Source organism: Dactylosporangium cerinum, assembly GCF_042653625.1.
In the GTDB taxonomy this organism is placed as follows: domain Bacteria; phylum Actinomycetota; class Actinomycetes; order Mycobacteriales; family Micromonosporaceae; genus Dactylosporangium; species Dactylosporangium cerinum.
This window is the reverse complement of the sequence record NZ_JBHSIU010000105.1, coordinates 223,453-248,742: the sequence shown is the minus strand read 5'-3', so window position 1 is coordinate 248,742 and position 25,290 is coordinate 223,453. Positions and strand designations below refer to the sequence as shown.

At 70.9% G+C, this 25,290-nt stretch carries 26 protein-coding genes; 15 read left to right on the top strand and 11 right to left on the bottom strand.

Annotated features, from left to right (window positions below; translation table 11 throughout):
* Positions 1-208 precede the first annotated feature (208 nt).
* The 4 genes from ACFPIJ_RS53745 to rfbB are packed head-to-tail and all read right to left on the bottom strand — an operon-like array spanning position 209 to position 3,126.
* A complete protein-coding gene (locus ACFPIJ_RS53745; RefSeq protein ID WP_380127299.1) occupies positions 209-910 on the bottom strand; it encodes a glycosyltransferase family 2 protein in 702 nt (233 codons plus the stop codon).
* Entirely contained in the window at positions 897-1,286 is a 390-nt protein-coding gene (locus ACFPIJ_RS53740) for a DUF2304 domain-containing protein (protein ID WP_380127297.1), read from the bottom strand. Before ACFPIJ_RS53740 ends, ACFPIJ_RS53745 begins: the two co-directional genes overlap by 14 nt.
* Positions 1,283-2,152, bottom strand: a complete 870-nt coding sequence (rfbD, locus tag ACFPIJ_RS53735; RefSeq protein WP_380127296.1) for a dTDP-4-dehydrorhamnose reductase — start codon at positions 2,150-2,152, stop codon at positions 1,283-1,285. The genes ACFPIJ_RS53740 and rfbD overlap by 4 nt, the downstream gene beginning before the upstream one ends.
* Positions 2,149-3,126 carry a dTDP-glucose 4,6-dehydratase gene (rfbB, locus tag ACFPIJ_RS53730; RefSeq protein ID WP_380127295.1) on the bottom strand — a complete coding sequence of 326 codons (978 nt, stop codon included), beginning with the start codon at positions 3,124-3,126 and terminating at the stop codon, positions 2,149-2,151. The genes rfbD and rfbB overlap by 4 nt, the downstream gene beginning before the upstream one ends.
* A gap of 73 nt (positions 3,127-3,199) precedes the next feature.
* Here rfbB and rfbA point away from each other — a divergent pair, with 73 nt between their 5' ends.
* The 5 genes from rfbA to ACFPIJ_RS53705 all read left to right on the top strand — a co-directional run bounded on the left by rfbA (position 3,200) and on the right by ACFPIJ_RS53705 (position 6,944).
* Entirely contained in the window at positions 3,200-4,069 is an 870-nt protein-coding gene (gene rfbA / locus ACFPIJ_RS53725; protein ID WP_380127293.1) for a glucose-1-phosphate thymidylyltransferase RfbA, read from the top strand.
* A gap of 65 nt (positions 4,070-4,134) precedes the next feature.
* Positions 4,135-4,734, top strand: a complete 600-nt coding sequence (locus ACFPIJ_RS53720) for a dTDP-4-dehydrorhamnose 3,5-epimerase family protein (RefSeq protein ID WP_380127292.1) — start codon at positions 4,135-4,137, stop codon at positions 4,732-4,734.
* A 35-nt stretch (positions 4,735-4,769) separates the two neighbouring features.
* On the top strand, positions 4,770-6,128 hold the full coding sequence (gene pafA, locus ACFPIJ_RS53715; protein ID WP_203846653.1) for a Pup--protein ligase: 1,359 nt from the start codon (positions 4,770-4,772) through the stop codon (positions 6,126-6,128).
* A gap of 25 nt (positions 6,129-6,153) precedes the next feature.
* Positions 6,154-6,369: a hypothetical protein gene (locus ACFPIJ_RS53710; RefSeq protein WP_380127291.1), complete on the top strand. Its 216-nt coding sequence runs from the start codon at positions 6,154-6,156 to the stop codon at positions 6,367-6,369.
* Positions 6,366-6,944 (top strand): hypothetical protein, encoded by a 579-nt coding sequence (locus tag ACFPIJ_RS53705; RefSeq protein ID WP_380127289.1) that lies wholly within the window; start codon positions 6,366-6,368, stop codon positions 6,942-6,944. The genes ACFPIJ_RS53710 and ACFPIJ_RS53705 overlap by 4 nt, the downstream gene beginning before the upstream one ends.
* On the opposite strand, the gene ACFPIJ_RS53700 is transcribed toward ACFPIJ_RS53705, so the two are convergent.
* Positions 6,906-8,012 carry a DUF3866 family protein gene (locus ACFPIJ_RS53700; RefSeq protein WP_380127287.1) on the bottom strand — a complete coding sequence of 369 codons (1,107 nt, stop codon included), beginning with the start codon at positions 8,010-8,012 and terminating at the stop codon, positions 6,906-6,908. The genes ACFPIJ_RS53705 and ACFPIJ_RS53700 overlap by 39 nt on opposite strands.
* A 111-nt stretch (positions 8,013-8,123) precedes the next feature.
* Here ACFPIJ_RS53700 and ACFPIJ_RS53695 point away from each other — a divergent pair, with 111 nt between their 5' ends.
* From ACFPIJ_RS53695 to tatC, 5 genes are all read left to right on the top strand, one after another.
* Positions 8,124-9,143, top strand: coding sequence for a helix-turn-helix transcriptional regulator (locus ACFPIJ_RS53695; protein WP_380127286.1), 1,020 nt, complete (start codon positions 8,124-8,126; stop codon positions 9,141-9,143).
* Positions 9,140-10,105, top strand: a complete 966-nt coding sequence (locus ACFPIJ_RS53690) for a helix-turn-helix transcriptional regulator (RefSeq protein WP_380127285.1) — start codon at positions 9,140-9,142, stop codon at positions 10,103-10,105. Before ACFPIJ_RS53695 ends, ACFPIJ_RS53690 begins: the two co-directional genes overlap by 4 nt.
* A 150-nt stretch (positions 10,106-10,255) precedes the next feature.
* Positions 10,256-10,546 (top strand): hypothetical protein, encoded by a 291-nt coding sequence (locus tag ACFPIJ_RS53685; RefSeq protein WP_380127284.1) that lies wholly within the window; start codon positions 10,256-10,258, stop codon positions 10,544-10,546.
* A gap of 188 nt (positions 10,547-10,734) precedes the next feature.
* A complete protein-coding gene (gene tatA, locus ACFPIJ_RS53680) occupies positions 10,735-11,001 on the top strand; it encodes a Sec-independent protein translocase subunit TatA (RefSeq protein ID WP_203846647.1) in 267 nt (88 codons plus the stop codon).
* 83 nt (positions 11,002-11,084) lie between these two features.
* Positions 11,085-11,987 (top strand): twin-arginine translocase subunit TatC, encoded by a 903-nt coding sequence (gene tatC / locus ACFPIJ_RS53675; RefSeq protein WP_380127391.1) that lies wholly within the window; start codon positions 11,085-11,087, stop codon positions 11,985-11,987.
* A 298-nt stretch (positions 11,988-12,285) separates the two neighbouring features.
* Here tatC and ACFPIJ_RS53670 read toward each other — a convergent pair whose 3' ends face one another.
* Positions 12,286-13,347: a hypothetical protein gene (locus ACFPIJ_RS53670; RefSeq protein WP_380127283.1), complete on the bottom strand. Its 1,062-nt coding sequence runs from the start codon at positions 13,345-13,347 to the stop codon at positions 12,286-12,288.
* 65 nt (positions 13,348-13,412) lie between these two features.
* Between ACFPIJ_RS53670 and ACFPIJ_RS53665 the strand changes: the two genes are divergently transcribed.
* Complete coding sequence (locus ACFPIJ_RS53665; RefSeq protein WP_380127282.1) at positions 13,413-14,312, top strand: diacylglycerol kinase; 900 nt, start codon at positions 13,413-13,415, stop codon at positions 14,310-14,312.
* Here ACFPIJ_RS53665 and ACFPIJ_RS53660 read toward each other — a convergent pair.
* Together ACFPIJ_RS53660 and ACFPIJ_RS53655 are read right to left on the bottom strand one after the other, a co-directional pair.
* Positions 14,309-14,683: an Hsp20 family protein gene (locus ACFPIJ_RS53660; protein WP_380127280.1), complete on the bottom strand. Its 375-nt coding sequence runs from the start codon at positions 14,681-14,683 to the stop codon at positions 14,309-14,311. The two genes, ACFPIJ_RS53665 and ACFPIJ_RS53660, sit on opposite strands and share 4 nt — an antisense overlap.
* Positions 14,684-14,815: 132 nt before the next feature.
* The gene (locus ACFPIJ_RS53655) at positions 14,816-15,556 is read right to left on the bottom strand and encodes an HAD family hydrolase (RefSeq protein ID WP_380127278.1); all 741 of its coding nucleotides are present in this window, start codon (positions 15,554-15,556) and stop codon (positions 14,816-14,818) included.
* Between the two features lie 21 nt (positions 15,557-15,577).
* Between ACFPIJ_RS53655 and ACFPIJ_RS53650 the strand changes: the two genes are divergently transcribed.
* From ACFPIJ_RS53650 to ACFPIJ_RS53640, 3 genes are all read left to right on the top strand, one after another.
* Positions 15,578-18,292, top strand: a complete 2,715-nt coding sequence (locus tag ACFPIJ_RS53650; RefSeq protein ID WP_380127276.1) for a DEAD/DEAH box helicase — start codon at positions 15,578-15,580, stop codon at positions 18,290-18,292.
* A gap of 99 nt (positions 18,293-18,391) precedes the next feature.
* Positions 18,392-19,306 (top strand): MHYT domain-containing protein, encoded by a 915-nt coding sequence (locus ACFPIJ_RS53645; RefSeq protein ID WP_380127275.1) that lies wholly within the window; start codon positions 18,392-18,394, stop codon positions 19,304-19,306.
* Between the two features lie 407 nt (positions 19,307-19,713).
* Entirely contained in the window at positions 19,714-22,191 is a 2,478-nt protein-coding gene (locus ACFPIJ_RS53640) for a glycogen/starch/alpha-glucan phosphorylase (RefSeq protein WP_380127273.1), read from the top strand.
* Here ACFPIJ_RS53640 and ACFPIJ_RS53635 read toward each other — a convergent pair.
* Complete coding sequence (locus ACFPIJ_RS53635) at positions 22,181-22,525, bottom strand: winged helix-turn-helix transcriptional regulator (RefSeq protein ID WP_380127272.1); 345 nt, start codon at positions 22,523-22,525, stop codon at positions 22,181-22,183. The genes ACFPIJ_RS53640 and ACFPIJ_RS53635 overlap by 11 nt on opposite strands.
* Positions 22,526-22,589: 64 nt before the next feature.
* On the opposite strand from ACFPIJ_RS53635, the gene ACFPIJ_RS53630 reads away from it, so the two are divergent.
* Positions 22,590-23,207, top strand: a complete 618-nt coding sequence (locus ACFPIJ_RS53630; protein ID WP_380127271.1) for an NADPH-dependent F420 reductase — start codon at positions 22,590-22,592, stop codon at positions 23,205-23,207.
* 64 nt (positions 23,208-23,271) lie between these two features.
* On the opposite strand, the gene ACFPIJ_RS53625 is transcribed toward ACFPIJ_RS53630, so the two are convergent.
* Together ACFPIJ_RS53625 and ACFPIJ_RS53620 are read right to left on the bottom strand one after the other, a co-directional pair.
* The gene (locus ACFPIJ_RS53625; protein ID WP_380127270.1) at positions 23,272-24,180 is read right to left on the bottom strand and encodes a 5'-3' exonuclease; all 909 of its coding nucleotides are present in this window, start codon (positions 24,178-24,180) and stop codon (positions 23,272-23,274) included.
* A gap of 57 nt (positions 24,181-24,237) precedes the next feature.
* Complete coding sequence (locus ACFPIJ_RS53620) at positions 24,238-25,188, bottom strand: anti-sigma factor RsbA family regulatory protein (protein WP_380127269.1); 951 nt, start codon at positions 25,186-25,188, stop codon at positions 24,238-24,240.
* Positions 25,189-25,290: the final 102 nt, after the last annotated feature.

Below are 25,290 nucleotides of genomic sequence, written 5' to 3'. Positions count from 1 at the left end.
CGGCGGCCTGGGCGACGGACGCCGCGAACGGTCACCATGCCGGCTTCGGCGATCGGGATCAAAAGGCACTGGCCGCCCGCACGGCCGCGGAACGACTTCGAGCAAAGAAGCCGCCGGCCGACGTCCGGGCACGAGGGCCTCGCGACGTCGATCAAAGCAGGCGACCGAGGAGCGGAGCCGGACCCCGCCCCCCGGATCACCAGGTGCGTCAGGTGCGGATCAGGGCCAGGAGCAGCACGATGCCCGCGCGGCCGAGGTAGATCGTGGACTTCATGGGGGAGTTGCTCGGGGTGCCGGCCATTCGGGGGCGCATCGCCACCGGGATCTGGGTGATCTTGTAGCCGGAGCGGGCGACCCGCACCAGCACCTCGATCGTGTCGCCGAGGTACTCCGCCGGGTACCAGTGCGCGAGGAGCTCGATCAGCCGGCGGTTGCAGGCCCGGTGGCCCGACGTGGTGTCGGTGAGCTTGGTCCGAGACAGCCGGGACAGCACCGCGGACAGCATCCGCATCGCCCACTTGCGCGGGCCGGTGACCTTGTAGCCGCCCTCACCCGCGAAGCGGGCGCCGATGACCAGGTCGTGCTCGTCGAGGGCGTCGACGAGCTTCGGGATGTACCGCGGGTCGTGCTGCCCGTCCGCGTCGACCTGGATCGCCACGTCGTAGCCGTGGTCGCGGGCGTAGCGGTACCCCGTCCGCATGGCGCCGCCGACGCCCAGGTTGAACGGCAGCCGGGCCACGATCGCGCCCGCCGCGGCGGCCCGCACCGCGGTGTCGTCGGCGGAGCCGTCGTCCACGACGATGATGTCGACGCCGGGCAGTTCGCCGTGGATCTCGGCGATGACGTCGCCGATGGAGGCGGCCTCGTTCCAGGCCGGGATGATGATCAGGACCTGCTTACCGTTGATCATCGGGGACCTCGATGGTGGGAGCGGGCACCGCGGAGGAGTTGCGAGGGTGGCCGATCTCGCTGCGCAGCAGCGCCAGGTCCTCGGCCAGGGTCCGGGTCTCCTCTTCCAGCCGGCTCACCTCCCAGCTGAGGTGCACCGTGACCAGCAGCAGGAACACGATGCCGAGGAACAGCACCAGGCTGACCCCGGACGCGATCCCGATCGCCTCGGCGAGGTTGTTGGTCAGGAACGGGAAGAAGGCGAGGGGCAGGATCACGATGCTCACGACGAGCCAGAGGATCGCGTACTTCTCCTGCAGTTGCCGCCGGCGCAGCAGCTCCACCATGAAGGCCAGAACCGCCAGAGCAGTCAGCCCCGTGACGATGATGAGTTTCATCCGGCACCCCCCTGGACGGCGGCGAACGCGGGGTCGCGCAGCGCCGCGGTCAGCATGGTATGCCAGTCCCGCATCGGCGCCATCCCCGCGGCCGCCCAACGGTCGTGACCGAGGACGCTGTACGAGGGTCGCGCCGCCGGTGTCACGTAGGCGGCGCTGGTCGTGCGGCGGACCCGCGCGGGGTCGAGGCCGGACAGCGAGAACACCGCCTGGGCGAGCCCGTGCCAGGTCGTCTGCCCGGACGCGGTGCCGTGGTAGATCCCCGCGGGGGCGTCGGAGTCGGCCAGGGCGACGAGCCGCTCGGCCAGATCCCGTGACCAGGTCGGCTGACCCAGCTGGTCGTCGACCACGTCGAGGAACTCGCGGGTGGCGGCGAGGCGCAGCATCGTCTTGACGAAGTTGCGGCCCTGCGCGCCGTACAGCCACGCGGTGCGCACCACGTAGCCGGACGACGGCAGGGTGGTCAGCACGCTGGTCTCGCCGAACAGTTTGCTGTGCCCGTAGGCGTTCAGCGGTGCGGTCGGCGCGTCCTCGGCGTACGGCGCCGTCCCCGAGCCGTCGAACACGTAGTCGGTCGAAACGTGCACGAGTCGTGCACCGTGGGCGCGGCAGGCCTGGGCGAGCACCGTCACGCCCGTGCCGTTGACCGCGAGCGCGGACTCGTAGGCGGTCTCCGCGCCGTCCACGTCGGTCCAGGCCGCCGCGTTGAACACCACGTCGTGGCCGGCGATCACGGCGTGGGCCGCATGGGGGTCGGTGATGTCCAGGTCGGCCCGCTTCAGGGCGGTGACCGGACGTCCCGCCAGAGCCTCGAGAAGGTCCTGGCCGAGCATCCCGCCCGCGCCGGTGACCAGATACCGCGTCACAGGGCCGCGCGCGTCTTGAGGGGCTCCCACCAGGAGCGGTTCTCCTTGTACCAGGCCACCGTCGCCGCGATGCCGGCCTCGAACGTGACGGCGGGCGCGTAGCCGAGCTCGTTGCTGATCTTCTCGTGGCTCAGCGAGTACCGCCGGTCGTGGCCCTTGCGGTCCTCGACGGGACGCACCGCCGACCAGTCGCGGCCGGTCGCCTCGAGGAGCACCTCGGTCAGCTCGCGGTTGGTCAGTTCACGGCCGCCGCCGATGTTGTACACCTCACCCGCGCGGCCCTTCTCCAGGGCCAGCTGGATGCCGGCGCAGTGGTCGGAGACGTGCAGCCAGTCGCGGATGTTGCCGCCGTCGCCGTACAGCGGGACCTGCTTGCCGTCGATGAGGTTGGTGACGAACAGCGGGATGACCTTCTCCGGGAACTGGTAGTGGCCGTAGTTGTTCGAGCAACGGGTGACCACGACCTCCATCCCGTGGGTGCGGTGGTAGGCGAGCACGAGAAGGTCCGAGCCGGCCTTCGAGGCGGAGTACGGCGAGTTCGGCTGCAGCGGCCACTCCTCGGTCCAGGAGCCCTCGTCGATCGACCCGTACACCTCGTCGGTCGACACGTGCAGGAAACGCCCGACGCCGGCCCGTCGCGCCGCGTCGAGGAGGACCTGCGTGCCGATGACGTTGGTGGTCACGAACGGCCCGGCGCCGAGGATGGACCGGTCGACGTGCGACTCGGCGGCGAAGTGCACGACCGCGTCGTGGCCGGGCATGAGCTGCTCGACCAGGTCGGTGTCGCAGATGTCGCCCTCGACGAAGTTGACAGCATCTGAAACTGACGCCAGATTGTCGCGATTGCCGGAATAGGTGAGCTTGTCGAGCACGGTAACGGCCGCGCCGGCATAGGCCGGGTAACCGCCTCCGAGGAGGGTGCGGACGTAATGGGAGCCGATGAACCCGGCACCGCCGGTGACGAGGATTCTCACGGGATCGGGAGTCTAGTCCACTCGGACGGGCGCTGAGTCGACCCAGGGTCAGGTCAACCCGTAAGGTGGCCGAGTGCGTGGCATTATCCTCGCCGGTGGCACCGGCTCCCGCCTCTGGCCGCTGACGAAAGCGGTGTCGAAGCAGCTCATGCCTGTTTTCGACAAACCGATGATCTACTACCCGCTCACAACGTTGGTGATGGCGGGCATCCGCGAGATCCTCGTGATCACCACTCCGGAGGACCAGGACCAGTTCCAGCGACTGCTCGGCGACGGCACCCAGTGGGGTCTCGAGATCAGTTACGCGGCGCAACCACGCCCCGAGGGGCTCGCCCAGGCGTTCATCATCGGCGCCGACTTCATCGGTGACGACACGGTCGCGCTGGTGCTCGGCGACAACATCTTCCACGGCGCGCAGCTCGGCCAGCGCCTTGCCGACAACAACGAGCTCAAGGGCGGGCGGGTCTTCGCCTACCCGGTGGCCAACCCGCAGGAGTACGGCGTCGTGGAGTTCGACGACGACGGCAAGGTGCTGTCGATCGAGGAGAAGCCGGCCCGGCCGAAGTCCCGCTACGCGGTGCCGGGGTTGTACTTCTACGACAACCGGGTCGTGCAGATCGCCCGGGAGCTCAAGCCCAGCGACCGCGGCGAGCTGGAGATCACCGCCGTCAACGCGGCCTACCTGGAGCGCGACGAGTTGCACGTCGCGATCCTGGATCGCGGCACGGCATGGCTGGATACGGGTACGTTCAACACGATGGTCCAGGCCGCCGAGTTCGTCCGCGTGATCGAGGAGCGGCAGGGCCTCAAGATCGGTTGCGTGGAAGAGGTCGCGTGGCGCGCGGGCTTCATCGACGACGCACAGCTGCGGGCACTCGCGGAGCCGTTGCGCAAGAGCGGCTACGGCGAGTACCTGATCCAGTTGCTCGATTGGGAAGCCTGAGCAACCTTGCCCACAATGAACCGACCGAGCATCACAACGACATCGCGACGGGTGGGGCCGCACACGTGAAGTTCCGACAGCTGTCGATCGCCGGTGCCTGGGAGATCACCCCGGTGCAGCGGGGCGATCCCCGTGGGATGTTCATGGAGTTCTACCGCTTCGACCACCTCGCGGCCGAGGTCGGCCACCCGCTGCGGCTGGCCCAGGGCAACCTGTCGGTCTCCGCGCGCGGGGTCGTGCGGGGCATCCACTTCGCCGACGTGCCGCCGGGCCAGGCGAAGTACGTCACCTGCACCCGGGGTGCCGTGCTCGACGTGGTCGTCGACATCCGGGTCGGATCCCCGACGTTCGGTCGCTGGGAGGGCGTGCAGCTCGACGACGTCGACCGGCGCGCGGTGTATCTCAGCGAGGGCCTCGGCCACGGGTTCTGCGCGCTCACCGACGACGCGACCATCACCTACCTGTGCTCGGAGACCTACAACCCGACGGGTGAGCACGGCATCCACCCGCTCGACCCGGATCTCGGCATCGTGTGGCCCGTCGACGAGCCGCAGCTGTCCGCCCGGGACGCCGCGGCGCCGTCGTTGGCCGAGATGCGCGACGCCGGGCGGTTGCCGGACTTCACCACCTGCGAGGCGTATACACAAAGTCTGCGGGCGCAATAGGGCCGGATCGGGGCTCAGGCGGCTAGTGTTCCTACATGGACCGGCGAATTTTCGGCCTTGAGACCGAATACGGGGTCACGTGCACCTATCGGGGACAGCGCCGCCTGTCACCCGACGAGGTCGCCCGCTATCTGTTCCGGCGCGTCGTTTCCTGGGGCCGTTCCAGCAACGTGTTCCTGCGAAACGGCGCGCGCCTCTATCTGGATGTCGGCTCCCACCCGGAATACGCGACGCCCGAGTGTGACTCGGTGCCCGACCTGGTCACCCACGACCGGGCCGGCGAGCGGATCCTCGAAGGCCTGCTGGTCGACGCCGAGCGCCGGCTGCACGACGAGGGGATCGCGGGCGAGATCTACCTGTTCAAGAACAACACCGACTCCGCCGGCAACTCGTATGGCTGCCACGAGAACTATCTGGTCAGCCGGCACGGCGAGTTCGGACGTCTCGCCGACATCCTGATCCCGTTCCTCGTCACCCGCCAGCTCATCTGCGGCGCCGGCAAGGTGCTGCAGACCCCGCGCGGCGCGGTCTACTGCCTGTCGCAGCGCGCCGAGCACATCTGGGAGGGCGTCTCCTCGGCGACCACCCGGTCCCGCCCGATCATCAACACCCGCGACGAGCCGCACGCCGACGCCGAGCGATACCGGCGGCTGCACGTCATCGTCGGCGACTCCAACATGAACGAGGTCACCACGCTGCTCAAGGTCGGCACCGCCGACATCGTGCTGCGGATGATCGAGGCCGGCGTCGCCATGCGCGACCTGTCGCTGGAGAACCCGATCCGCGCCATCCGCGAGGTGTCGCACGACATCACCGGCCGCCGCCGGGTCCGCCTCGCCAGCGGCAAGGAGGTCAGCGCGCTGGAGATCCAGCAGGAGTATTTCGACAAGGCCACCGAGTTCCTCGACCGGCGCGGCGCCGACGCGGCGACCAAGCGGGTCATGGAGCTGTGGGGCCGGGTCCTCAACGCGGTGGAGAGCGGCCGGCTCAAGGACGTCGAGCGGGAGATCGACTGGGTGACCAAGCTCGGTCTGATCGAGCGCTACCAGAACAAGCACGACCTCCCGCTGTCCCATCCCCGGGTCGCGCAGATGGACCTGGCATATCACGACCTGCGCCGCGGCCGAGGCCTCTACGGCCTGCTCGAGAAGCGCGGCAAGGTCGACCGGGTGTCCAGCGACCTCGACATCTTCGAGGCGAAGGAGACCCCGCCGCAGACCACCCGGGCCCGCCTGCGCGGCGAGTTCATCCGGCACGCGCAGGAGCGCCGCCGCGACTTCACCGTCGACTGGGTCCACCTGAAGCTCAACGACCAGGCGCAGCGCACCGTGCTGTGCAAGGACCCGTTCCGGGCCTATGACGAGCGCGTCGACCGACTGATCGCCAGTATGTGAACGTTGGGTTAGGCTGACCGGCGCTATGGACGACAACCCCGCCGGTCAGCCCGCCCCGAAGCCCAAGGCGAGCGACAATCCGGACAAGCCGCGGTCCAACCGCCACGGTCGCCGGTTGCAGCGCATCCGCGAGGAGATCGAGCGCAACCGGACCGAGGGTCCCGCGATCCCGACCTGGGTCCTCGCACTCATCCTCCTGCTCATCATCGCCGCCGTGACCGCCCTCGTGGTGTTCTCGTGAAACGCCTCGCCGCGGCGCTCGCCGCCGCGCTGCTGCTGGCCGGGTGCACCGACGACGGGGAGCGCCGCACCCCGATGCCCGTCGCTCCCACCGGCGCCGGCGAGGCGTCCGCCCTGCCGCTGCCCTCACCGAGCCTGCCGCCGGTCGTCAACTCCGACGGCTGCCAGGGCCTCGTCACCGCCGCCCAGGTGCAGAAGGCCACCGGGCTGCCCGTGCAGGCCAGCGCGGGTGACGGTGCCGCCGCCGTGGCGCAGTACGGCCAGGCCGTGCAGAGCCTCGGCCTGAACGCCCGGGCCCGGATGTGCCCGTTCGGCAACGGCGCCGGCGACCAGGTCACCGTCGTCGCGCTGACGTTCCCCGACGCGGCCCAGTCGCAGAAGCTGTGGACGACGATCAAGTCCCTCGAGGCGGTCGGCGGGGTCGGCGAGGCCGCGCTGAGCGACAAGTCCAAGACCCTGCTCGCCCGGCGCGGCAAGGCGATCGTGGCGGTCTACCTGGTGGCGTCCGCCGCGCCCGACGCCAACCACCTCGGCCAGCTACAGTCCGTCGCCAACGCCGCCCTCGCCAAGGCCTGACGCCGCGACCCGTCCGGCGACCGCCGCGGACAGGAAGTAGGCCCGGTCCTGCGGGTAGCCGCGGCCCATCGTCGACAGCTTCACCGGCAGCGACAGCAGCGCGGGTTCCAGATCCTGGGACAAGGCCGTCACGATCCGGTGCGGCGGACAGATTTTCTGCAGCTTCCGGTGTACGTCCAGCGAAAGCTCCGCCGGCAGATCCGACGGCACGGCGAGGTCCGCCGGCGCGAGGGCGACCCGCCCGAACGCGGTCATGCTGTGGTGCGACACGCCCCGGTGCCGGGGTCGCGGGTCCGCGTCGGAGATGCGCGGCGCGGCGACCGGCCGGCCGCCCAGCGCCGCGACCGCGTTGACCGCCTCACCCGCGGCCACCCCGGAGAAGCCCCACTCGGTGCCGGTGCCGAGGTTGCCCGGGCCCTGCGTGACGATCGCCAGGTCGGCGCCGAGCCCGTGGCGGGCGGCGAGCAGGCCGCTGTGCACGTTGGTCGACTCCAGGTCGCCGCCGAACGCCTGGCCGGTGGTGACCGTGCCGGCGAGCAGCGGGCGAAGCGCGTCCAGGGTGCGGGAGAACCAGGCGGGCAGCGCGCCGCCGTCGGTCATCACGTATGCGACCCGGGCGTCGGGCCGGTCGGCGCGGATCCCGGCGAGGATCGCGGGCAGCGCCGAGTGCAGGTCCGCCACCACTACCGGCATGTGCGAAATATCTGATTCGTTCACCAGTGCGTCGCGGAGCGGGGACGCCTCCTCGTCGGCGGCGAGGACCACCGCCTGCAACGGCGTGTACCGCGCCTTGACCACGTGGCCGGGGACGTCGACGTCGTCCGGCAGGCGGTCCGGAATGGCGACGATCAACGCGTACCCACCGGTGCCGAGGCCCAGGGCGAGCGCGTTGACGTTGAGCAGCACCCGGTCACCGACCCGCGGGGTGCCGACGAGGGCCGGATACGCCAGGGCCCGCACCTGCTCCGGATCGTCCGGGCGGCGCGCCTCCAGGGCCACCTGGACCTCGACGCTGCCGTGCCACGAAGTGCGGGGCGCGACGACCGTCCCCCAGCGCCAGCGGATCATCGGCACAACTTATCGTGTCTGGTTTTCGCACCCCGTGATTGGCCCGTGACGTTACGAACGGTCACCGCGTGGGCGACGCCGGACTCGCGTTCGGGCTGGTAGGTTCGCTGCGTGTCGCGGACCCGAACCGAGCGCCTGGTCAATCTGGTGATCTGCCTGCTCTCGACACGCCGCTTCCTGACCGCCGGTCAGATCGCCTCCATCGTGCCCGGCTATGAGCACGACCCGGAGGACGAGCGCGACCACGAGGCGTTCCAGCGCAAGTTCGAGCGGGACAAGGCCGAGCTGCGCGAGCTCGGCGTGCCCCTGGAGATCGGCACGCCGTCGGTGTGGGACAACGAGCCCGGCTACCGCATCGCCCGCCGTGAGTATGCACTGCCCGACATCCCCCTGGCACCTGACGAGGCGGCCGCCGTCGGCATCGCCGCCCGCCTGTGGCAGCAGACCGGCCTCGCCGCCGCCGCGTCCTCGGGACTGGCGAAGCTGCGCGCCGGCGGCATCGACGTCGACCCGCACGCCACGCTCGGCGTCGAGGCCGTCGTCACCGTCGACCCGGCGTTCGAGCCGCTCACCGCCGCGGTCCGCGACCGGCAGGCGGTCACGTTCGACTATCACGTGCCCGAGCGCGACGCGGCACGCACCCGCAAGCTGCAGCCATGGGGCGTCGTGTGCTGGCGCGGCCGCTGGTATGTCGTCGGCCACGACCTGGAGCGCGGCGCCGAGCGCTGCTTCCGGCTGTCCCGGATCGTCAGCGGCGTCCGGCGGGTGGGCCGGCGCGGGGTGTACGAGCCACCGAAGGTCGACCTGATCGCCTACGTCGCGAAGACCAGCGGGCCGGTCGAGCGCACCAGCCGGGCCAGCGTCCTCGTGCGGCCCGGCCGCGCCGCCGGGGTGCGCCGCTGGGCGGAGACGTGCGTCCCGGGCCCCGACGGCGACCGGCTCACGTTGCGCTACGCCGACGTCGACTTCTTTGCCGGCTGGCTGGTCGGCTACGGCGCCGACGTCGTCGTGCTCGACCCGCCGGAGCTGCGCGAGGAGGTCGTCAAGCGGCTCAAGGCGATCGTCGCCGCGGGCGCTCCGGCTGACGGCGCTTCCGCTTCTGCCGAGGACCGGGCGGAGGTGGCCGTATGACGACCTCGGTGGACCGGCTCGGCCGGTTGCTGAACCTGGTGCCATACCTGCAGGCCCGCCCCGGGATCACCCTCGCGGAGGCCGCGTCGGACCACGACATCACCGAGCGCCAGCTGCGCGAGGACCTCGAGCTGCTGTGGCTGTGCGGCCTGCCCGGCTACGGGCCCGGCGACCTGATCGACATGGCGTTCGTCGGTGACGGTGTCACCGTCACCTATGACGCCGGCATCGACCGCCCGCTGCGCCTGACCCCGGACGAGGCCCTGGCGCTCATCGTCGCCCTGCGCACCCTCGCCGAGACCCCGGGCGTCGCCCAGCGCGACGGCGTCCACCGCGCCCTCGCCAAGATCGAGCACGCCGCCGGCGACCTCGCCGACGCGCCCGTCGCCGTCCGCATCCCCGGCAACGCCGACCGCCTCGAGGAGCTGCGCGGTGCGGTGGAGCGCCGCCACGCGCTGCGGATCACGTACTACACGGCGACCCGGGACGAGACCTCCGAACGCGTCGTGGACCCCATGCGGGTCCTGGTCGTCGGCCGCTGGGCCTATCTGGAGGCCTGGTGCCGCCGCGCGCAGGCGGTCAGGCTGTTCCGGGTCGACCGGATCGACGCCTCCACGGAGCTGGAGGAGCCGGCCCGCGTGCCCGTCCAGGCCGAGCCGACCGACACGCGCACCGGCACCCTGTTCCGCCCGACGCCCGACCTGCCGCTCGTCACGCTGCGGGTGGGGCGGGGCGCCCGCTGGATCACCGAGCAGTATCCGTGCGAGGAGGTCGTGCGGGGGCCGGGGGAGCACTGGACGGTGTCGCTGCGCGCGTCCGACCTGGACTGGGCCCGGCGGATGGTGCTGGGGCTGGGTGCCGAGGTGACGGTCCTCTCGCCACCGGAGCTCGCGGCCTCCGTCGTCGACACGGCCCGCACGGCCCTGGCGGCCTATGACGCGCCGGTGCCCGCGCTGCCCTGACCCGCTGCTTCTGGGGCTGCCGCTGCTCCGGGGCTGCCGCTGTTTCAGGGCTGCCGATGCTTCGGGGCTGCTGCTTTGCGCGCCGGTCGCTTCTTCGGGGTCGCCGTGTGCCGTGCTGCCGGGTGCCGCGGGGTGGACTAAGGTCGGGGCGTGCTCTGGTGGATCTCGGGCGGCATCGTCCTGCTCTCGCTCATCGTCCTCGGCGTGGCCGTGATGTCGACGGCGGCCCGCGTGCGTCAGTTCGGTAACACCGCACTGTCGCTGCAGCGGCGGCTCCTCGACGGCGAGAAGCGACTGCAGCCCCACCTGGCCCAGTTGCAGCAGACCGCCGAGGCCATGCAGCCGCGCCTGGAGGCCATGCAGGAGCAGGCGTTGATCATCCAGGCCCGCCGTGGCCAGCTCGAAGACGCTGATCAGCGCCCTGCCGTGCGCAACAGTTAAGAAACTTGGCGGATCAACCGGGCAAATAACGCCTTTGTCCGGACGGATGGTTGACGATCGGGCGTTCCAGCGTCAACACTCGTCAGGACTTCAGCGGCCGGACCCCTTCCCGCAACCCGGCCTCTGCCCGTCACCCGATGTCACCAGTACGATGGGTCGGGCAATACAAGACTGTGAGGTGGCTTCACATGGGTGCACTCAAGCCGTGGCACATCCTCGTGCTGGTGGTGGTGCTGGTCCTGCTGTTCGGCGCCAAGCGTCTGCCTGACGCGGCGCGGTCGCTGGGTCGTTCGCTGCGCATCATCAAGGCGGAGACGAAGGGTCTCGCCGACGACGACGTCGACGCCAAGGCGGAGGCCCAGTCGGGTCGCGCGCCGCTGTCCGGCACGATCGACGACAACAAGCCGTCGCCCGCGCCGACCGTCGATCCCGTCAACCGCGTTCACGAGCGCTGAGGCGCTAGATCGTCGTGAGCGTCCTCGCCGGGCGGCGCCGGAACAAGGCGCCGTCGCAGTTCGAACGCGCCGCAGACGGCTCCATGACCCTCATGGAGCACCTGCGGGAGCTGCGCAGCCGCCTGTTCAAGGCAAGTCTCGGTCTGGTCCTCGGGTTCGGCATCGGCTACTGGCTCTCCAAGCCGGCGATCAACATCGTCAAGGACCCCGTCTGTGACGTGATGAAGCCTCGCTTCGGCGAGTGCAAGTTCGTCCAGCTGGGCGTCGCCGACGTGTTCCTGCTGCAGCTGAAGGTCGGCCTGTGGCTCGGTCTGCTGATCACCGCCCCCTGGTGGATGTATCAGCTCTGGGCGTTCATCGCCCCCGGCCTGCACCGGCACGAGCGCAAGTATGCGTACATCTTCATCTCGATCGCGGCGCCCCTCTTCGCGCTCGGCGCGTACCTCGCGTGGTTCGCCCTCGGCCACGGCCTCGAGTACCTGCTGCCGGACAAGGACTTCATCGAGACGTCGCTGGACATCACCCGCTACGTCGACTTCATCACCACCGGCATGCTGGTGTTCGGCGTCGCGTTTGAGTTCCCGCTGATCGCGATGATGCTCAACTTCGCCGGCGTCCTGAGCGGCCGCAAGCTGCTCGGCTGGTGGCGCACCGTCGTCTTCATCTTCTTCGCCTTCGCCGCGGTCGCCACCCCGACCCCTGACCCGTTCACCATGACGGGCCTGGCCCTGGCGATGTCGCTGCTGTACTTCGGGGCCGTCGCGGTCGCGCTGATCAACGACAAGCGCAAGGGCCGCAACCAGTCCATCTACGGCGACGTGTCCGACGACGAGATCTCCTCGCTCGACGACTACGCGCCGGAGCCCGTCGCGGCCGCGACGTCCGTCGGTGGCTACGACCCCGTCGATGCGCCGACCCCCGTGGACGCGCCGACCCCGGTCGAACGTCCGAGGTCACTCGACAGCCGCTACGACGACATCACCTGACCTGCCGGACCCGCACGACCGCCAGCGCGCCCGCCGAGCAACCTTCGGCGGGCGCGCTGCTGTTCCGGCACCTCGCACCTCCCGGCAAACACATCGCCGGGGGTGGATCTTTCTGGTGATCGACGTCGCGGGCTGGCTGTTCGCACAGCCCGTGCGCGACTTCGATCACGCCCGACCGCCCGACCGCCCGAGGCGGCGGCGGATGCGGCGGCTCGTTCGTGATCCAGGGCGCCACCCGGCCCGCACGTACACCACGACAGCGGAGACGACCGATCGTTCGGGTGACCGGTCCGGCCTGCTACGGGGTTCCTGAACCGGCGAGCATGCGGGCGATGAGCCGGGCTGTGCGCGGTGGACCCTCGACGCTGCGGCGCAGCTCGTGCAGGGCGTCGTTGCCCGGCTGGCCGAGCCGGGCCAGCACCGCGATCGCGGCGTGGACGACCCGCTCGTCGACCGCACGGCGAAGTGCTGCGACGGAGTGGACGGGTGGCGCTGCGGTTTCGGCGCCGAACTCGCGGTCGGTGCCCAGGACGCAGGTCGACCAGATCAGGCCACGGACGACGAGGGCGTTGTCCGGCCCGACCCAGCGCGGCTCGAAATTCTCGGCGGCGTCTGCGAAGTCGGATGGATCACCGCCCGCCGCGGCGGCCAGGATGTCGTGGACCAGGCGGGGCCCGTCGGGCGTCGCCTGCAGCAGCCCTGCGGCGCGGGTGAACCACGCCGTTGTGGGTGTTGGCGCCGCCCGTTCGAGGTGGGCGACGAGCGGTCCAGCACCGATCGCGGTCCGCAGGAGTGGCAACGCGGCCCGGCCCCAGCCGTCGCCGGCGTGGACCAGGTCGACCTCGGCTCCCGCGTCGGCCAGCAGGGCCCGCAGCAGCGCCCGGAGCCGGCTCCGTTCGGTCGACGTCAGGGACCTGCGCCGGTTCAGCCCGGCGAGCGCCGCCTGTGCCAGCGGCACCAGCGACTGCCGGTCAGGCCGGTCGAGGCGTCCGGCGGCGCTGGTGGCCGCCCGCAGCATGAGCGGTACGTTCGCGTCGTCGAGATCGTCGACGAAACGGAACAGCAGCGCGACGTCCGTGAGCTGCCACGGCAGGGCCCGTCGATTGAGATCGGCGAGCAGGGCGGCGCCGCACCAGTCCGCCCGCCACGACCGCAGCATGTCACCGACGACCACGACGACCGACACCGCAACCTCGTCGTCGGCCGCCGCCACGGTGCCACGCATCCGCCCGACGGCGTTGTCGTACCTCCAGATGGTCTTGCGGAACACGCCCGTGCCCAGGAATCCATCGACGCGGGCCTGGTGCGCCGCCACCGCGGCGTCCGTGACCGTTGCATCGAGGGCGGCGGCATCGATCACCCCGGAATCGTAGTGGGCGGTCGCGGTGCTGTGCGTACGACGGTGCAGGACCTAGCATCCGTCGCGTGAACATTGCGTTGCTCGCCAACCCGACGGCCGGCAAAGGGCGGAAGGCGGGGCTGCTGCCCGAGGTGGTGGCGCGGCTGCGGGCCGGCGGGCACACCGTCGACGTGGTCACCGCCGGCAGCCGCGAGGCCATGGTCGACCTGGGCCGGCAGGCCGTCGCCGACGGGCGGGCCGTGGTGGCCATGGGTGGGGACGGCACCGTGCACCTCGGCCTGCAGGCGGTCGGGGGGACCGGGGCGCCGTTCGGGATCGTGCCCGCCGGCACCGGCAACGACTTCGCGGTCCGGCTCGGGCTCCCCGGTGACACCCTCGCGGCGGCCGACGCGATCGCCGCCCACACCGGCACCAGGGCGGTCGACCTCGCGCGGGTCAGCGGCGGGGGCACCACGGCCTGGTTCGGGGCGGTCATGGCGGCCGGGTTCGACGCGTTCGTCAACGAGCGGGCCAACCGGATGCGCTGGCCGAGGGGTCCGCAGCGCTACAACCTGGCCATCGTGGCGGAGTTGCTGGCGTTGCGCAGCCGGCGGTACCAGATGCGCCTCGACGATGTGGAAAGCGAGTTCGACTCGGTGCTCGTCGCGATCGGCAACACCGAGAGCTACGGCGGCGGGTTCCGGATCGTGCCCGGCGCGGACCCGACCGACGGTCTGCTGGACGTGGTCGTCGCCGAGCCGCTCAGCCGGCTGACGCTGATGCGGTTGCGGCCGAAGGTGTTCAAGGGCACGCATGTCGCCGACCGGCGGGTGTCGACGTTCCGGGCGCGGCGGATCGAGCTGGCCGCCGAGGGGGTCACCGCGTACGCCGACGGGGAGCGGATCTGCCCGCTCCCCGTGACGATCGAGTGCGTCCCCGGCGCGTTGAACCTGATCGGCAAGGCACCGTCGAACCTGATCGGCTAGGCGGCGTTGTGGATCCGCACGGTGACGCCGTTCGCGGACGGGGTGGTGGAGACGTCGGACTCGGTGACGCCGTCGGGCAGGGAGAAGCTGCGGCTGAACGAGCTGGAGCTGGACGAGCTCGACGAGAACGTGGCGCCCCCCTCCGAGTTGTGCGACGAGGTGCTCGTGCCACCGCCGCCCTTGATCGTGAGCCGGCCGCCGGAGACCTGCACGTCGACGTCGGACGCGTTGACGCCGTCGACGGTGATGACGAGGTCGTCGCCGTCGGTGGCGGTGGAGACGGAGGCGGAGTGGGCATGGGACGCGGCGTGGCCGACCTCGGACTCGATGCGGGCGAGCGCGTCCGACGGGTTCCAACGGCTTAACGGCATGATGATCCTCCGGAAGTCAAACGGTCTGTGTCTCTGCACTGTCGCCGCCTGGCGGGGAGCCGACAAGCGCACAGGCGGTGTTGCGACAGTGGTTCCCACCGACGGCAACATTTAAAGCAAGCCGGGTCGGTTCTACAGCAGGCGCAGCACCGCGCCGAGACCGTGCACCTTGCCAGGGTCACTCTCCGGCAGGACAAGGACGCTGCACCCCGCCGCGGCGGCGCCGGCGTCGGCGGGGGAGTCGCCGACCATCAGGGTGCGCTCCGGATCGGTGCGCAGCGCCGCGCAGGCCTTCCAGAAGATGGCCGGGTCCGGCTTGCAGCGGCCCACCTCGTAGGAGAGCACGAACTCGTCGACCAGGTCGGCGAAGCCCAGCTGGCCGGCCAGGTCGCGCAGGTCGAAGCCGATGTTGGAGACCACCGCGACCGGGATGCCGCGCGCACGCAGCGCCTGGAGGGTGGGGATGGTGTCGGCGTACAGCTGCCATCCGTCCGCCATGAGCAGCCGGTTGTAGAGGGCCTCGGCGAGGTCGGCGTCGACGGTCGCGGCCAGCCCCTCGTAGGCGGCCCGGTGCGCGGCGACGGACAGGTCCCGGTCCGCCCACACCTCGGCGAGGTGCGCGGGCACCCGGTGCGGCCTCGGCCCGCCGGCCCGCCCGGCGGTGGTCAACCGGTCGGCGAGGACGGTGGCCCGGCCCCGGTCCAGGGCGGTGCCGAGGCTCGAAGCGGCTGACGTCACCCACCTGACGGGGTCCTCCACCTGCGCGATCGTCCCGTGGAAGTCCAGGAGCACGGCCTCTACGGGCCGCCATGTACTTGGTGGTTCAGCGCTTTCCGGCACGCCAGCACGATACCCATGAGCGGATCCGGGCATCTTTCGCCTAGCCTTGGGGTCATGAACACCCCCGCCGAGCGGTACGAAGCGGCCCAGAGGCGGGCTGAGCGACCTGCTCTGACCGAGTTCGTCGAAGAACTGGACTTCGCGCTCGACCCGTTCCAGGCCGAGGCGTGCGACGCGCTGGAGCGCGGCACCGGCGTGCTGGTGTGCGCGCCGACCGGCGCCGGCAAGACCGTGGTCGGCGAGTTCGCGGTCCACCTGGCGTTGCGGCAGGGACGCAAGTGCTTCTACACGACGCCGATCAAGGCGCTGTCGAACCAGAAGTACAACGACCTGGTCCAGCGCTACGGCGCCGAGCGCGTCGGCCTGCTCACCGGCGACAACGCTATCAACGGCGACGCGCCGGTCGTGGTGATGACCACCGAGGTCCTGCGCAACATGCTGTACGCCGGCTCAGCGACGCTCGAGGGCCTCTCCTTCGTCGTGATGGACGAGGTGCACTACCTCGCCGACCGGTTCCGCGGCGCGGTCTGGGAAGAGGTGATCATCCACCTGCCCGACTCGGTGACGCTGGTCTCCCTCTCGGCGACGGTGTCCAACGCGGAGGAGTTCGCCGACTGGCTCGTCACCGTGCGGGGCGAGACCACGGTCGTGGTCAGCGAGCACCGGCCGGTGCCGCTGTGGCAGCACATGCTGATCGACCGGCGGATGTTCGACCTGTTCCACGACGCCGAGGCGGCACAGAAGCACGACGTGCACCCGGAGCTGCTGCGGTATCACCGCGAGATGCTGCGCCGCGTCGAGCTGGCCGGTCCCCGGGGCGGCCGGCGCAAGGGTCCGTACCGGCCCGAGATCGTCGAACGCCTCGACCGTGAGGGCCTGCTGCCGGCGATCCTGTTCATCTTCAGCCGCGCCGGCTGCGACGCCGCCGTCCAGCAGTGCCTCGCCGGCGGGCTGCGGCTCACCGCGCCCGACGAGCGGGTCGAGATCCGCACCATCGTGGAGTCCCGCACCAAGCACATCCCGAGCGAGGACCTGCAGGTGCTCGGATACTGGGAGTGGCTGGACGGCCTCGAGCGGGGCCTCGCCGCGCACCACGCCGGGATGCTGCCGGCGTTCAAGGAGGTCGTGGAGGAGCTGTTCGTCCGCGGCCTGGTGAAGGCCGTCTTCGCCACGGAGACCCTGGCGCTCGGCATCAACATGCCGGCCCGGTGCGTGGTCCTGGAGCGGCTCGTCAAGTACAACGGCGAGGCGCACGTCGACCTGACCCCCGGCGAATACACCCAGCTGACCGGCCGGGCCGGGCGCCGTGGCATCGACGTGGAGGGCCACGCGGTCGTGGTCTGGGCGCCGGAGCTCGACCCGCGGCACGTGGCGGGGCTCGCCTCCACCCGGACGTATCCGCTCAAGTCGAGCTTCCGCCCGTCGTACAACATGGCGGTGAACCTCGTCGGCAGCGTCGGCGTTCCCGCGGCCAGGGAGCTGCTGGAGAGCTCGTTCGCCCAGTTCCAGGCGGACCGGTCGGTGGTCGGACTGGCCCGGCAGGTGCAGCGCAACGTCGAAACGATCGCCACGTACGGCGCGGAGACCGCCTGCCACCTCGGCGACTTCGACGAGTACTTCGGCTTCCGGGTCGCGATCACCGAGCGGGAGCGCGCCATCGCCCGGCAGGGCATCCAGCAGCGCCGCGCGGCCGCCCTGGAGTCCCTGGAGCGGCTGCGCCCCGGCGACGTCATCCGGGTGCCCACCGGCCGCCGCGCCGGACTCGCGATCATCATCGACCCGGGCGTCGGCGGCCGCGGCTTCGGCGAGCCCCGCCCGCTCGTGCTCACCGAGGACCGCTGGGCCGGCCGGATCTCCGGCGCCGACTTCACCGCGGCCGTCGAGTCGCTCGGCCGGGTCAGGGTCCCGAAGCAGTTCAACTACCGCTCCGCCCAGGACCGCCGCGACCTCGCCGCGCAACTGCGGCGCCTCGACCTGGAGCCGCCCGCGCGCGCCCGGAAGCGTGGTCGGGACATTACGGACGACGCGGAGCTTGACGTCCTGCGGGCGTCGATGCGCCGGCACCCCTGCCACCAGTGCCCGGACCGGGAGGAACACGCCCGCTGGGCGGAGCGCCGCTGGCGGCTCGAGCGCGACACGGAGGCGCTGCGCGGCAAGGTCGCCAACCGCACCGGCTCCCTCGCCCGCACCTTCGACCGGGTGTGCGGGCTGCTGACCGACCGTGGGTACCTCTCCGCCGCCGGCACCGTCACCGACGCCGGCCGGATGCTCGCCCGCATCTGGTCCGAGACCGACCTGCTCGTGGCCGAGTGCCTGCGCCGCGGCGTGTGGGACAAGCTCGGCGCCGCCGACCTCGCCGCGGCTGCCAGCGTCCTGGTCTACGAGGCCCGCCGCGAGTCCGACGACCGCGCCTCCATCCCGCGCGGCGACGTCTCCGACGCGATCGACGCCACCATGCAACTGTGGTCCGACCTGCGCGAGGACGAAGACTCACGGGGCCTGCAGCTGACCCGGGAGCTGGATCTGGGCTTCGTCTGGCCGGTGTACCGGTGGGCCCGCGGCGAGTCGCTCACCAAGGTGCTCGGCAGCGTGCACGGCCTGGAGGGCGACATGCCGGCCGGCGACTTCGTGCGTTGGTCCCGTCAGGTGCTCGATCTGCTCGGCCAGCTCGCTGACGCCCCGGGCGCCTCCGACACCGTGCGGCGCACCGCCCGCCAGGCGATGGCGGCGATGACCCGCGGCGTCCTGGCATACAGCGTCATGGCGTAGTCACGGAGCGATTTTTCACCCGCTCGGATTAGAAAAATTTGTTTGGATCAGCAATGATGCTCTCGCCGGTGAGACGTTTCCGGCGCGGGAGGAAGCATCGTGGGAGAGCTGCACCATTTCACGTACGGGGCGATCACCCCGATCTTTGCGTACGCGATGTCGTTCCTGGGGTCTCTCCTCGGCCTGGTGAGCACGGCCAGGGCACGTGCCGCCACCGACACCCGCCGCCGCGCCTGGCTGCTGGTCCTCGCCGCCTGGGCGATCGGCGGCACCGGCATCTGGGTCATGCACTTCATGGCGATGATCGGCTTCAGCGTCAGCGGCTCCCCGCTGCGCTATGACGTCGCCACCACGGTCGCGAGCTTCTTCATCGCCGTGGTCACCGTCGGCATCGGCCTGTTCATCGTCGGCCTCGGCAAGCCGACCATCTGGAAGATCCTCATCGGTGGCCCGATCACCGGCGTCTCCGTCGCCTTCATGCACTACACCGGCATGGCCGCGATGCAGATCAACGGCTCGTTCCACTATCAGAACAACCTGTACCTCGCGTCCTACGCGATCGCGGTCGTCGCCGCGACCGTCGCGCTGTGGTTCACCGTCGTGGTCCGCGGCATCCCCGCCACGATCGCGGCGGCGGCGGTGATGGGCGTCGCCGTCTGCGGCATGCACTACACCGGCATGGCGGCCATGCACGTCAACCTCACCACCGACAGCCTGGCCGTGATCCCCGGCGTCGACGTCAACTGGTTCCTCGCCCCGATCGTCCTGTTCGTCCTGGTCGTGGTGATCGCCCTGGCCAGCGCCGTGATGGCCGTGCCGTCGGAGCGCGAGCAGGCCGAGGCCGCCGCGGTCCGCGACAAGATCGCCGCCGGCGAGGCGCTGCGCACGGCCACGGCTGGTCCGGTCTTCGGCGGCGGCTCCAACGCCACCCCGGCCGCCCCGGGCACCGGGCAGGCGTTCTCGGCCCGTGCCGCCAACGGCATCGCCGACGCCCGCCGCCAACGCGGTCGCTGACGTTCGTCCCGCTGATCCCTGCCGCCGACGGTCCTCCGTTCGGCGGCAGTGGTGTTTTCCGGGTGCGGTGTTGTGGCCGCGGCTGGCTGCTTTCGGGCCGGTGCCGCTGCGTTGGTGGCTGTTGGCGCGCGGCTGTTGGGCAGCGTCTGGTGGCGCGGTTTCCTCGTATATGCCGGGCGGCTCCGCCACCCGACATATACGACATTTCAACATATAGTTGGGGCCGTGATGATCCAGCGGTTGCGGTCCGCGTGGGTTCTTCGACCAGCGCTTCTCATGATCCGGTAGACCTTGTGCACCCAGGGGTGCACAAGGTCTACCGGATCATGGGGGGCTGGGCGGGGTGGGAGTGGTGAGATCTCGGGGGACGGTCGCTATGGGGTGATCGGCTGGCGGATACTTGGCGGGTGACCGAGGCCCGGCCCCGACTCAGGCGCACTGTCGGCGACTCGCTCGAGGACTTCGAGCGGGACCTGATCTCCAACCTCTACTACCAGCGTGGCACGACGATCGAGTCGGCCAGCGGTCCCGACGGGTACCACACCCTGGCGGTGACCGTGCGGGACAGGCTCGTCGACCGGTACGCGCGCACCGCGGCGGCGCATTACGCGGCCAACCCCAGGTTCGTCTACTACCTGTCGGCGGAGTACCTGCTCGGGCGGCAGCTGCGGCAGAACCTGCTGTACACGGACACCGAGCGCTGGGTTCGGCCGATCGCCGAGGACCTCGGGGTGTCGCTGGAGGCCCTGGAGGTGTACGACGTCGAGCCCGGCCTGGGCAACGGCGGGCTCGGACGGCTCGCGGCGTGCCTGCTCGACTCCATGGCGACGCTGGACATCCCGGCCGTCGGATACGGCATCCGCTACGAGTTCGGCATCTTCAAGCAGACGTTCCGCGACGGCCAGCAGGTCGAGCGGCCCGACGACTGGACCTTCTACGGCAACCCGTGGGAGTTCCCCGCGCCGGACGACCGGCAGCTGGTCGGGTTCTACGGCACCACGAAGGCGGACCCGAAAGACCCGACGGGCCTGAAGAAGCACTGGGTGCCGGGGGAGACGGTGCGGGGCGAGCCGAGCCACATGCTGGTGCCCGGCTACGGCACGCAGACCGTCAACATCATCCGGCTGTGGCAGGCGCGGGCCAGCCGCGAGTCGTTCGACCTGGCGCGGTTCGGGGTCGGGCAGTACGTGGAGGCCGTCGACGACATCGTGAAGGCCGAGAACATCAGCAAGGTGCTGTACCCCGACGACAGCACGGAGCTGGGGCGGGAGCTGCGGCTCAAGCAGCAGTACTTCCTGGTCGCGTGTTCGCTGCGGGACATCATCCGGCGGTACCGGCTGCGCAACAGCGGCTGGGAGGGCTTCGCGGACAAGGTGGTGATCCAGCTCAACGACACCCACCCGGTCGTCGCGGTCACCGAGTTGATGCGGCTGCTCGTCGACGAGCACGGCGTCGGGTGGGACGAGGCGTGGTCGATCACCCGCCGGACGTTCAACTACACGTGCCACACGCTGCTGCCGGAGGCCCTGGAGACGTGGCCGGTGCGGTTGCTGGAGCGGCTCCTGCCCCGGCACATGGAGATCATCTACGCGATCAACCACTTCTTTCTGGAGGAGGTGCGGGCGGCGTACCCCGGCGACGAGGACGTCGTGCGCCGCATGTCCGTCATCCAGGAGGGGGATGAGCGCCGGGTCCGGATGGCGCATCTCGCGGTCGTCGGGAGCACCGCCGTCAACGGGGTCGCCGAGCTGCACACGAAGCTTCTCGCCGAGACGACGCTGCACGACTTCGCGACGCTGTGGCCGGAGCGGTTCCACAACGTCACCAACGGTGTCACCCCGCGGCGGTTCCTGCGCATGGCCAACCCGCGGCTGTCGACGCTGATCACCGAGTCGCTCGGCGACGAGGGGTGGCTGACCGACCTGGAGCGGCTGCACGGGCTGGGCACGGCCGCCGACGACCCCGCGTTCCGGGCCGCGTGGCGCGACGTCAAGCGGCAGAACAAGGTCGAGCTGGCCGCCGCCGTCGAGCGGTCCACCGGCGTGCTCATCGACCCCGACGCGCTCGCCGACGTGATGATCAAGCGGTTCCACGAGTACAAGCGGCAACAGCTGAAGCTGCTGCACGTGATCACCATGGTCAACCGGATCCGGGCCGACCCGCAGGCGACCTACGTGCCGCGCACGGTGCTGTTCGGCGGGAAGGCCGCGCCCGGGTATCACGCGATGAAGCTGCTCATCCAGCTGGTCAACGCCGTCGCCGACGTGGTCAACACCGACCCGGTCATCGCCCGGCACCTGCGGGTGGTGTTCCCGCCGGACTACAACGTGACGAAGGCGCAGTTCGTCATTCCGGCCGCGGACCTGTCGGAGCAGATCTCGCTGGCCGGCAAGGAGGCGTCCGGGACCGGCAACATGAAGCTCGCGCTCAACGGCGCGCTCACCATCGGTACCCTCGACGGCGCCAACATCGAGATCCGGGACCGGGTCGGCGCGGACAACTTCTTCCTGTTCGGCATGGACGCTCCGGCCGCCGCCGCGCTGCGCCGGTCCGGGTATTCGCCGCGCTCGTTCTACGAGGCCGACTTCGAGCTGCGGCTGGCCGTGGACACGATCGCGTCCGGCGCGTTCGCGAAGGGCGACCGCAGCGTGTTCGCCCCGGTCGTCGACGCGATGCTCGGCCGGGACGAGTACATGGCCCTCGCCGACTACCGGGCCTACGTCGACTGTCAGGACACCGTCGCCGAGGCCTGGACCGACACCGAGCGCTGGACCAGGATGTCGGTCCTGAACACGGCCCGGTGCGGCTTCTTCTCCTCCGACCGCACCGTGCGTGAGTACTGCGCGCAGATCTGGAAGGTGGACCCGGTCCGGGTCAGCCCCTGACGGAACGCTCCTGCGCCGCCAGGACCGCGTCGCCGTGCTGCACCGCCCAGGCGCCCATGGCCCGCATCGGTTCGATGAGCGCCGCCCCCGCCTCCGTCAGTTCGTAGTCGACGCGGGGCGGGGCTTCGGCGTACCGGCGACGCTGCACGAGACCGTTGCACTCCAGGCGACGCAGCGCGTCGTTGAGGACCTTCGGCCCGATCCCGCCGATGCGCTCGGCGAGCACCCGCGGGCGGGTCGGGCCGAGTTCGGCGAGGGTGAACACGACGACGCTGTCCCAGCGGTTCGCGAGGACCTCGAAGGCGATCCGCGCCCGGCAGTCGGCGGTGTACATCGCTCCATCCTGCCCCGCCCGTCGCACACCGGGTGGTGTGCATCGACCTGCCTACCGTTGCCGGATGCGGATCGGGATTCTCGGCACGGGCAACATGGCGGCGGCGCTGGGCGGCGCGTGGGTCGACGCGGCGCACGAGGTGGTGATCGGTGGCCGCGATCCGGCGAAGGCGGCAGCCACCGCGGCCCGGATCGGCGCGGCCGGGCACGGCACCCTCGCCGACGCGGCCGGCTTCGGCGAGGCCGTCCTGGTCGCGGTGCCGGCGGGTGCGGTGGCCGAGGTGATCGCGGACGTCGCCGGGCAGCTCGCCGGCCGGACCGTGATCGACTGCACCAACCCCCTGCAACCGACCGCCGACGGGCTCATGCTGGCGACGACATCGATCACACGCTCGGTCCCCGGGGCACACCTCGTCAAGGCGTTCAACCTCTGCCACGAGAGCATTTGGCGGCAGCGGTGGCCGGTGTACGAGGGGCAGCGACTGGTTGTCCCGTTCTGCGCCGACGATGCCGGAGCCGTGGCCGTGGTCGACGCCCTCGTCACGTCGATCGGCTGCGCCCCGGCGCACTGCGGCGGGCTGGTCCGGGCCGGCTACCTGGAGGCGACGGCGGCACTCGCGATCGGGATGTGGTTCGCCGGCGCCGAGCCCAGGTGGGCGTTCCCGGCGCCGGCTGAAGCGTGATCTTCTCCGTGATCCGGAAGACCTTGCGTACCCAGGGGTGCACGAACTCTTCCGGATCACGGAATCAGGCGGCGAGGGCGTCGACGATGCGTTTCGTGGCTCCGGCGAGGCCCCACCGTTCGGCGAGGGCGAGCAGCGCGTCCGGGTCGGCGGGGGACGCCGGCAGCTTCGTGTCCAGGTCGCCGAGCGGGATGGTGCGGGCCACCGCCACCACGTCGCGGGCCGCGGTCAGGTACTCGCGGCCGGCGACGATCTTCGTGCGGAGGCCCGGGGCGAAACCGGACGCGGGGTCGTCGAGGGCGGCGAGGATGCCGTCGAGGTCGCCGTAGCGGTCGACGAGCCGGGCCGCGGTCTTCTCCCCGACGCCGGCGACGCCGGGCAGGCCGTCGGACGGGTCACCGCGCAGCGCGGCGAAGTCGGCGTAGCCCGCGGCGGGCACCCCGTATTTGGCGTGCAGGGCGGCGTTGTCGAGGACCTCGAGCTTGGCGACGCCGCGGCCGCAGTAGAGCACGGTCACCGCGCGGGCGTCGTCGATGAGCTGGAACAGGTCGCGGTCGCCGGTGGCCACCTCGATCGGGCCGGGTTCCCGGGTCGCGAGGGTGCCGATGACGTCGTCGGCCTCGTAGTCGTGCGCGCCGACGGCGGTGATGCCGAGCGCGGCCAGGAACTCCAGGATGATCGGGACCTGGACGGACAGCGCGTCGGGGACCTCCTCGCCGCCGGCCGGGGTGAGCCGGTGCGCCTTGTAGGACGGCAGCAGCGCCACCCGCCACGCCGGGCGCCAGCTCTCGTCGAGTGCGCAGACGAGGCGGTCGGGGTTCCGGCCGCGGACCAGGGTCGACAGCATGTCGAGGAACCCGCGCACCGCGTTGACGGCAGTGCCGTCCGGGGCGACGGCGGCCTTCTCCGGTACCCCGAAGAACGCGCGGAAATAGAGGCTGGCGGAGTCGATGAGCAGTAGAGGACGGGCCACCCGGCCAGCCTGCCATGAACGGCGCCACCCGGCGAAGCGACGCCCCGGCCGGAACCGCTACCGCAGCACGTGCACGCGGGTCGTGGTGCCGGTCTGGCTGGTGTGCCGCTGGACCAGGTCGGCGAGGAAGTGCACCATGACGAGGCCGTGCCCGCGGCGGCCGTCGGCGGGCCGGAGCCGGCCGGCCATCGCGTCGGTGAGGTTGCCGAAGTCGCGGACCTCGCAGACCACCCGCTCGTCGTCGCACCAGGTGCGCAGCGTGCCGGAGCCGCCGGCGTGCACGGTGCTGTTGGTGGCGAGCTCGTTGACGGCGCTCTGCAGGTCGCCGATGCGGTCCGGCGGCAGGTCCGCGTCGAGGCCGATCTCCGCGACGGCGCGCCGGACCTTGACCAGGTCGCCGACCTCGAAGCGCAGTGTGGTCGCGCCGAACGGCGGCTCGGACAGCGGCACGTTGTAGGCGTCGGTGATGCCATAGGGGTCATAGCCGTCGCTGGGGTGCTTGCCGCCGGCGTCGACCATGATCGGGTGGGTCGCGTAGGAGTCCTTGACCATGCGCGGCTCGAGGCGGCTGGCGTCATAGGGGCAGAGGATCGCCGCCTCACGGCCCGTGAACGCCACGTTGATCATCGCTTCGTGCTGGACGCAGGCGGGATACTCGTCCTCGGAGCGGCCCTTCCAGATCGGCTCGCCGATGATGCGGACCCGGCGGCCGGGGTGATCGTCCATGAACCTCGACAGGACCCACGGGATGATCCGCCCGGGGTTGCGACCGGCCTCGGTCATGTCGTGGAACGTGACGCCCTCGCCGAACGCGCCCAGGCGTTCCCGGATCAGCTGCACGTTGGCGGGCGGCGCCGCGACGGCGACGGGCTCGTTGCGCGCGACGCCCTCGTAGATGAACTTCATCGTGCCGTCGAGATAGGTCGCGTGGTCGTGATACAGCAACGCCTCATGGACGAACGGCTCGGAGAGCCGGTCGCTGGGCGCGTCGATGCTGCGCGGACTCATGAGATGCGCTGCTCATCTCGATTCGGATACAACTCAGGTTCGGGCCTTGTGTACTCAAGCTCCGATTGCAGACTACGCCACCCCCGGCCGGACGACACCTTA

Excerpts from the sequence above, each read along its gene's own strand:
- ACFPIJ_RS53745 (WP_380127299.1), bottom strand. The coding sequence starts at position 910 with ATGATCAACGGTAAGCAGGTCCTGATCATCATCCCGGCCTGGAACGAG.
- ACFPIJ_RS53740 (WP_380127297.1), bottom strand. The coding sequence starts at position 1,286 with ATGAAACTCATCATCGTCACGGGGCTGACTGCTCTGGCGGTTCTGGCC.
- pafA (WP_203846653.1), top strand. The coding sequence starts at position 4,770 with ATGGACCGGCGAATTTTCGGCCTTGAGACCGAATACGGGGTCACGTGC.
- ACFPIJ_RS53710 (WP_380127291.1), top strand. The coding sequence starts at position 6,154 with ATGGACGACAACCCCGCCGGTCAGCCCGCCCCGAAGCCCAAGGCGAGC.
- ACFPIJ_RS53700 (WP_380127287.1), bottom strand. The coding sequence starts at position 8,012 with ATGATCCGCTGGCGCTGGGGGACGGTCGTCGCGCCCCGCACTTCGTGG.
- ACFPIJ_RS53690 (WP_380127285.1), top strand. The coding sequence starts at position 9,140 with ATGACGACCTCGGTGGACCGGCTCGGCCGGTTGCTGAACCTGGTGCCA.
- tatA (WP_203846647.1), top strand. The coding sequence starts at position 10,735 with ATGGGTGCACTCAAGCCGTGGCACATCCTCGTGCTGGTGGTGGTGCTG.
- tatC (WP_380127391.1), top strand. The coding sequence starts at position 11,085 with ATGACCCTCATGGAGCACCTGCGGGAGCTGCGCAGCCGCCTGTTCAAG.
- ACFPIJ_RS53660 (WP_380127280.1), bottom strand. The coding sequence starts at position 14,683 with ATGCCGTTAAGCCGTTGGAACCCGTCGGACGCGCTCGCCCGCATCGAG.
- ACFPIJ_RS53655 (WP_380127278.1), bottom strand. The coding sequence starts at position 15,556 with ATGCCCGGATCCGCTCATGGGTATCGTGCTGGCGTGCCGGAAAGCGCT.
- ACFPIJ_RS53650 (WP_380127276.1), top strand. The coding sequence starts at position 15,578 with ATGAACACCCCCGCCGAGCGGTACGAAGCGGCCCAGAGGCGGGCTGAG.
- ACFPIJ_RS53635 (WP_380127272.1), bottom strand. The coding sequence starts at position 22,525 with ATGTACACCGCCGACTGCCGGGCGCGGATCGCCTTCGAGGTCCTCGCG.
- ACFPIJ_RS53630 (WP_380127271.1), top strand. The coding sequence starts at position 22,590 with ATGCGGATCGGGATTCTCGGCACGGGCAACATGGCGGCGGCGCTGGGC.
- ACFPIJ_RS53620 (WP_380127269.1), bottom strand. The coding sequence starts at position 25,188 with ATGAGTCCGCGCAGCATCGACGCGCCCAGCGACCGGCTCTCCGAGCCG.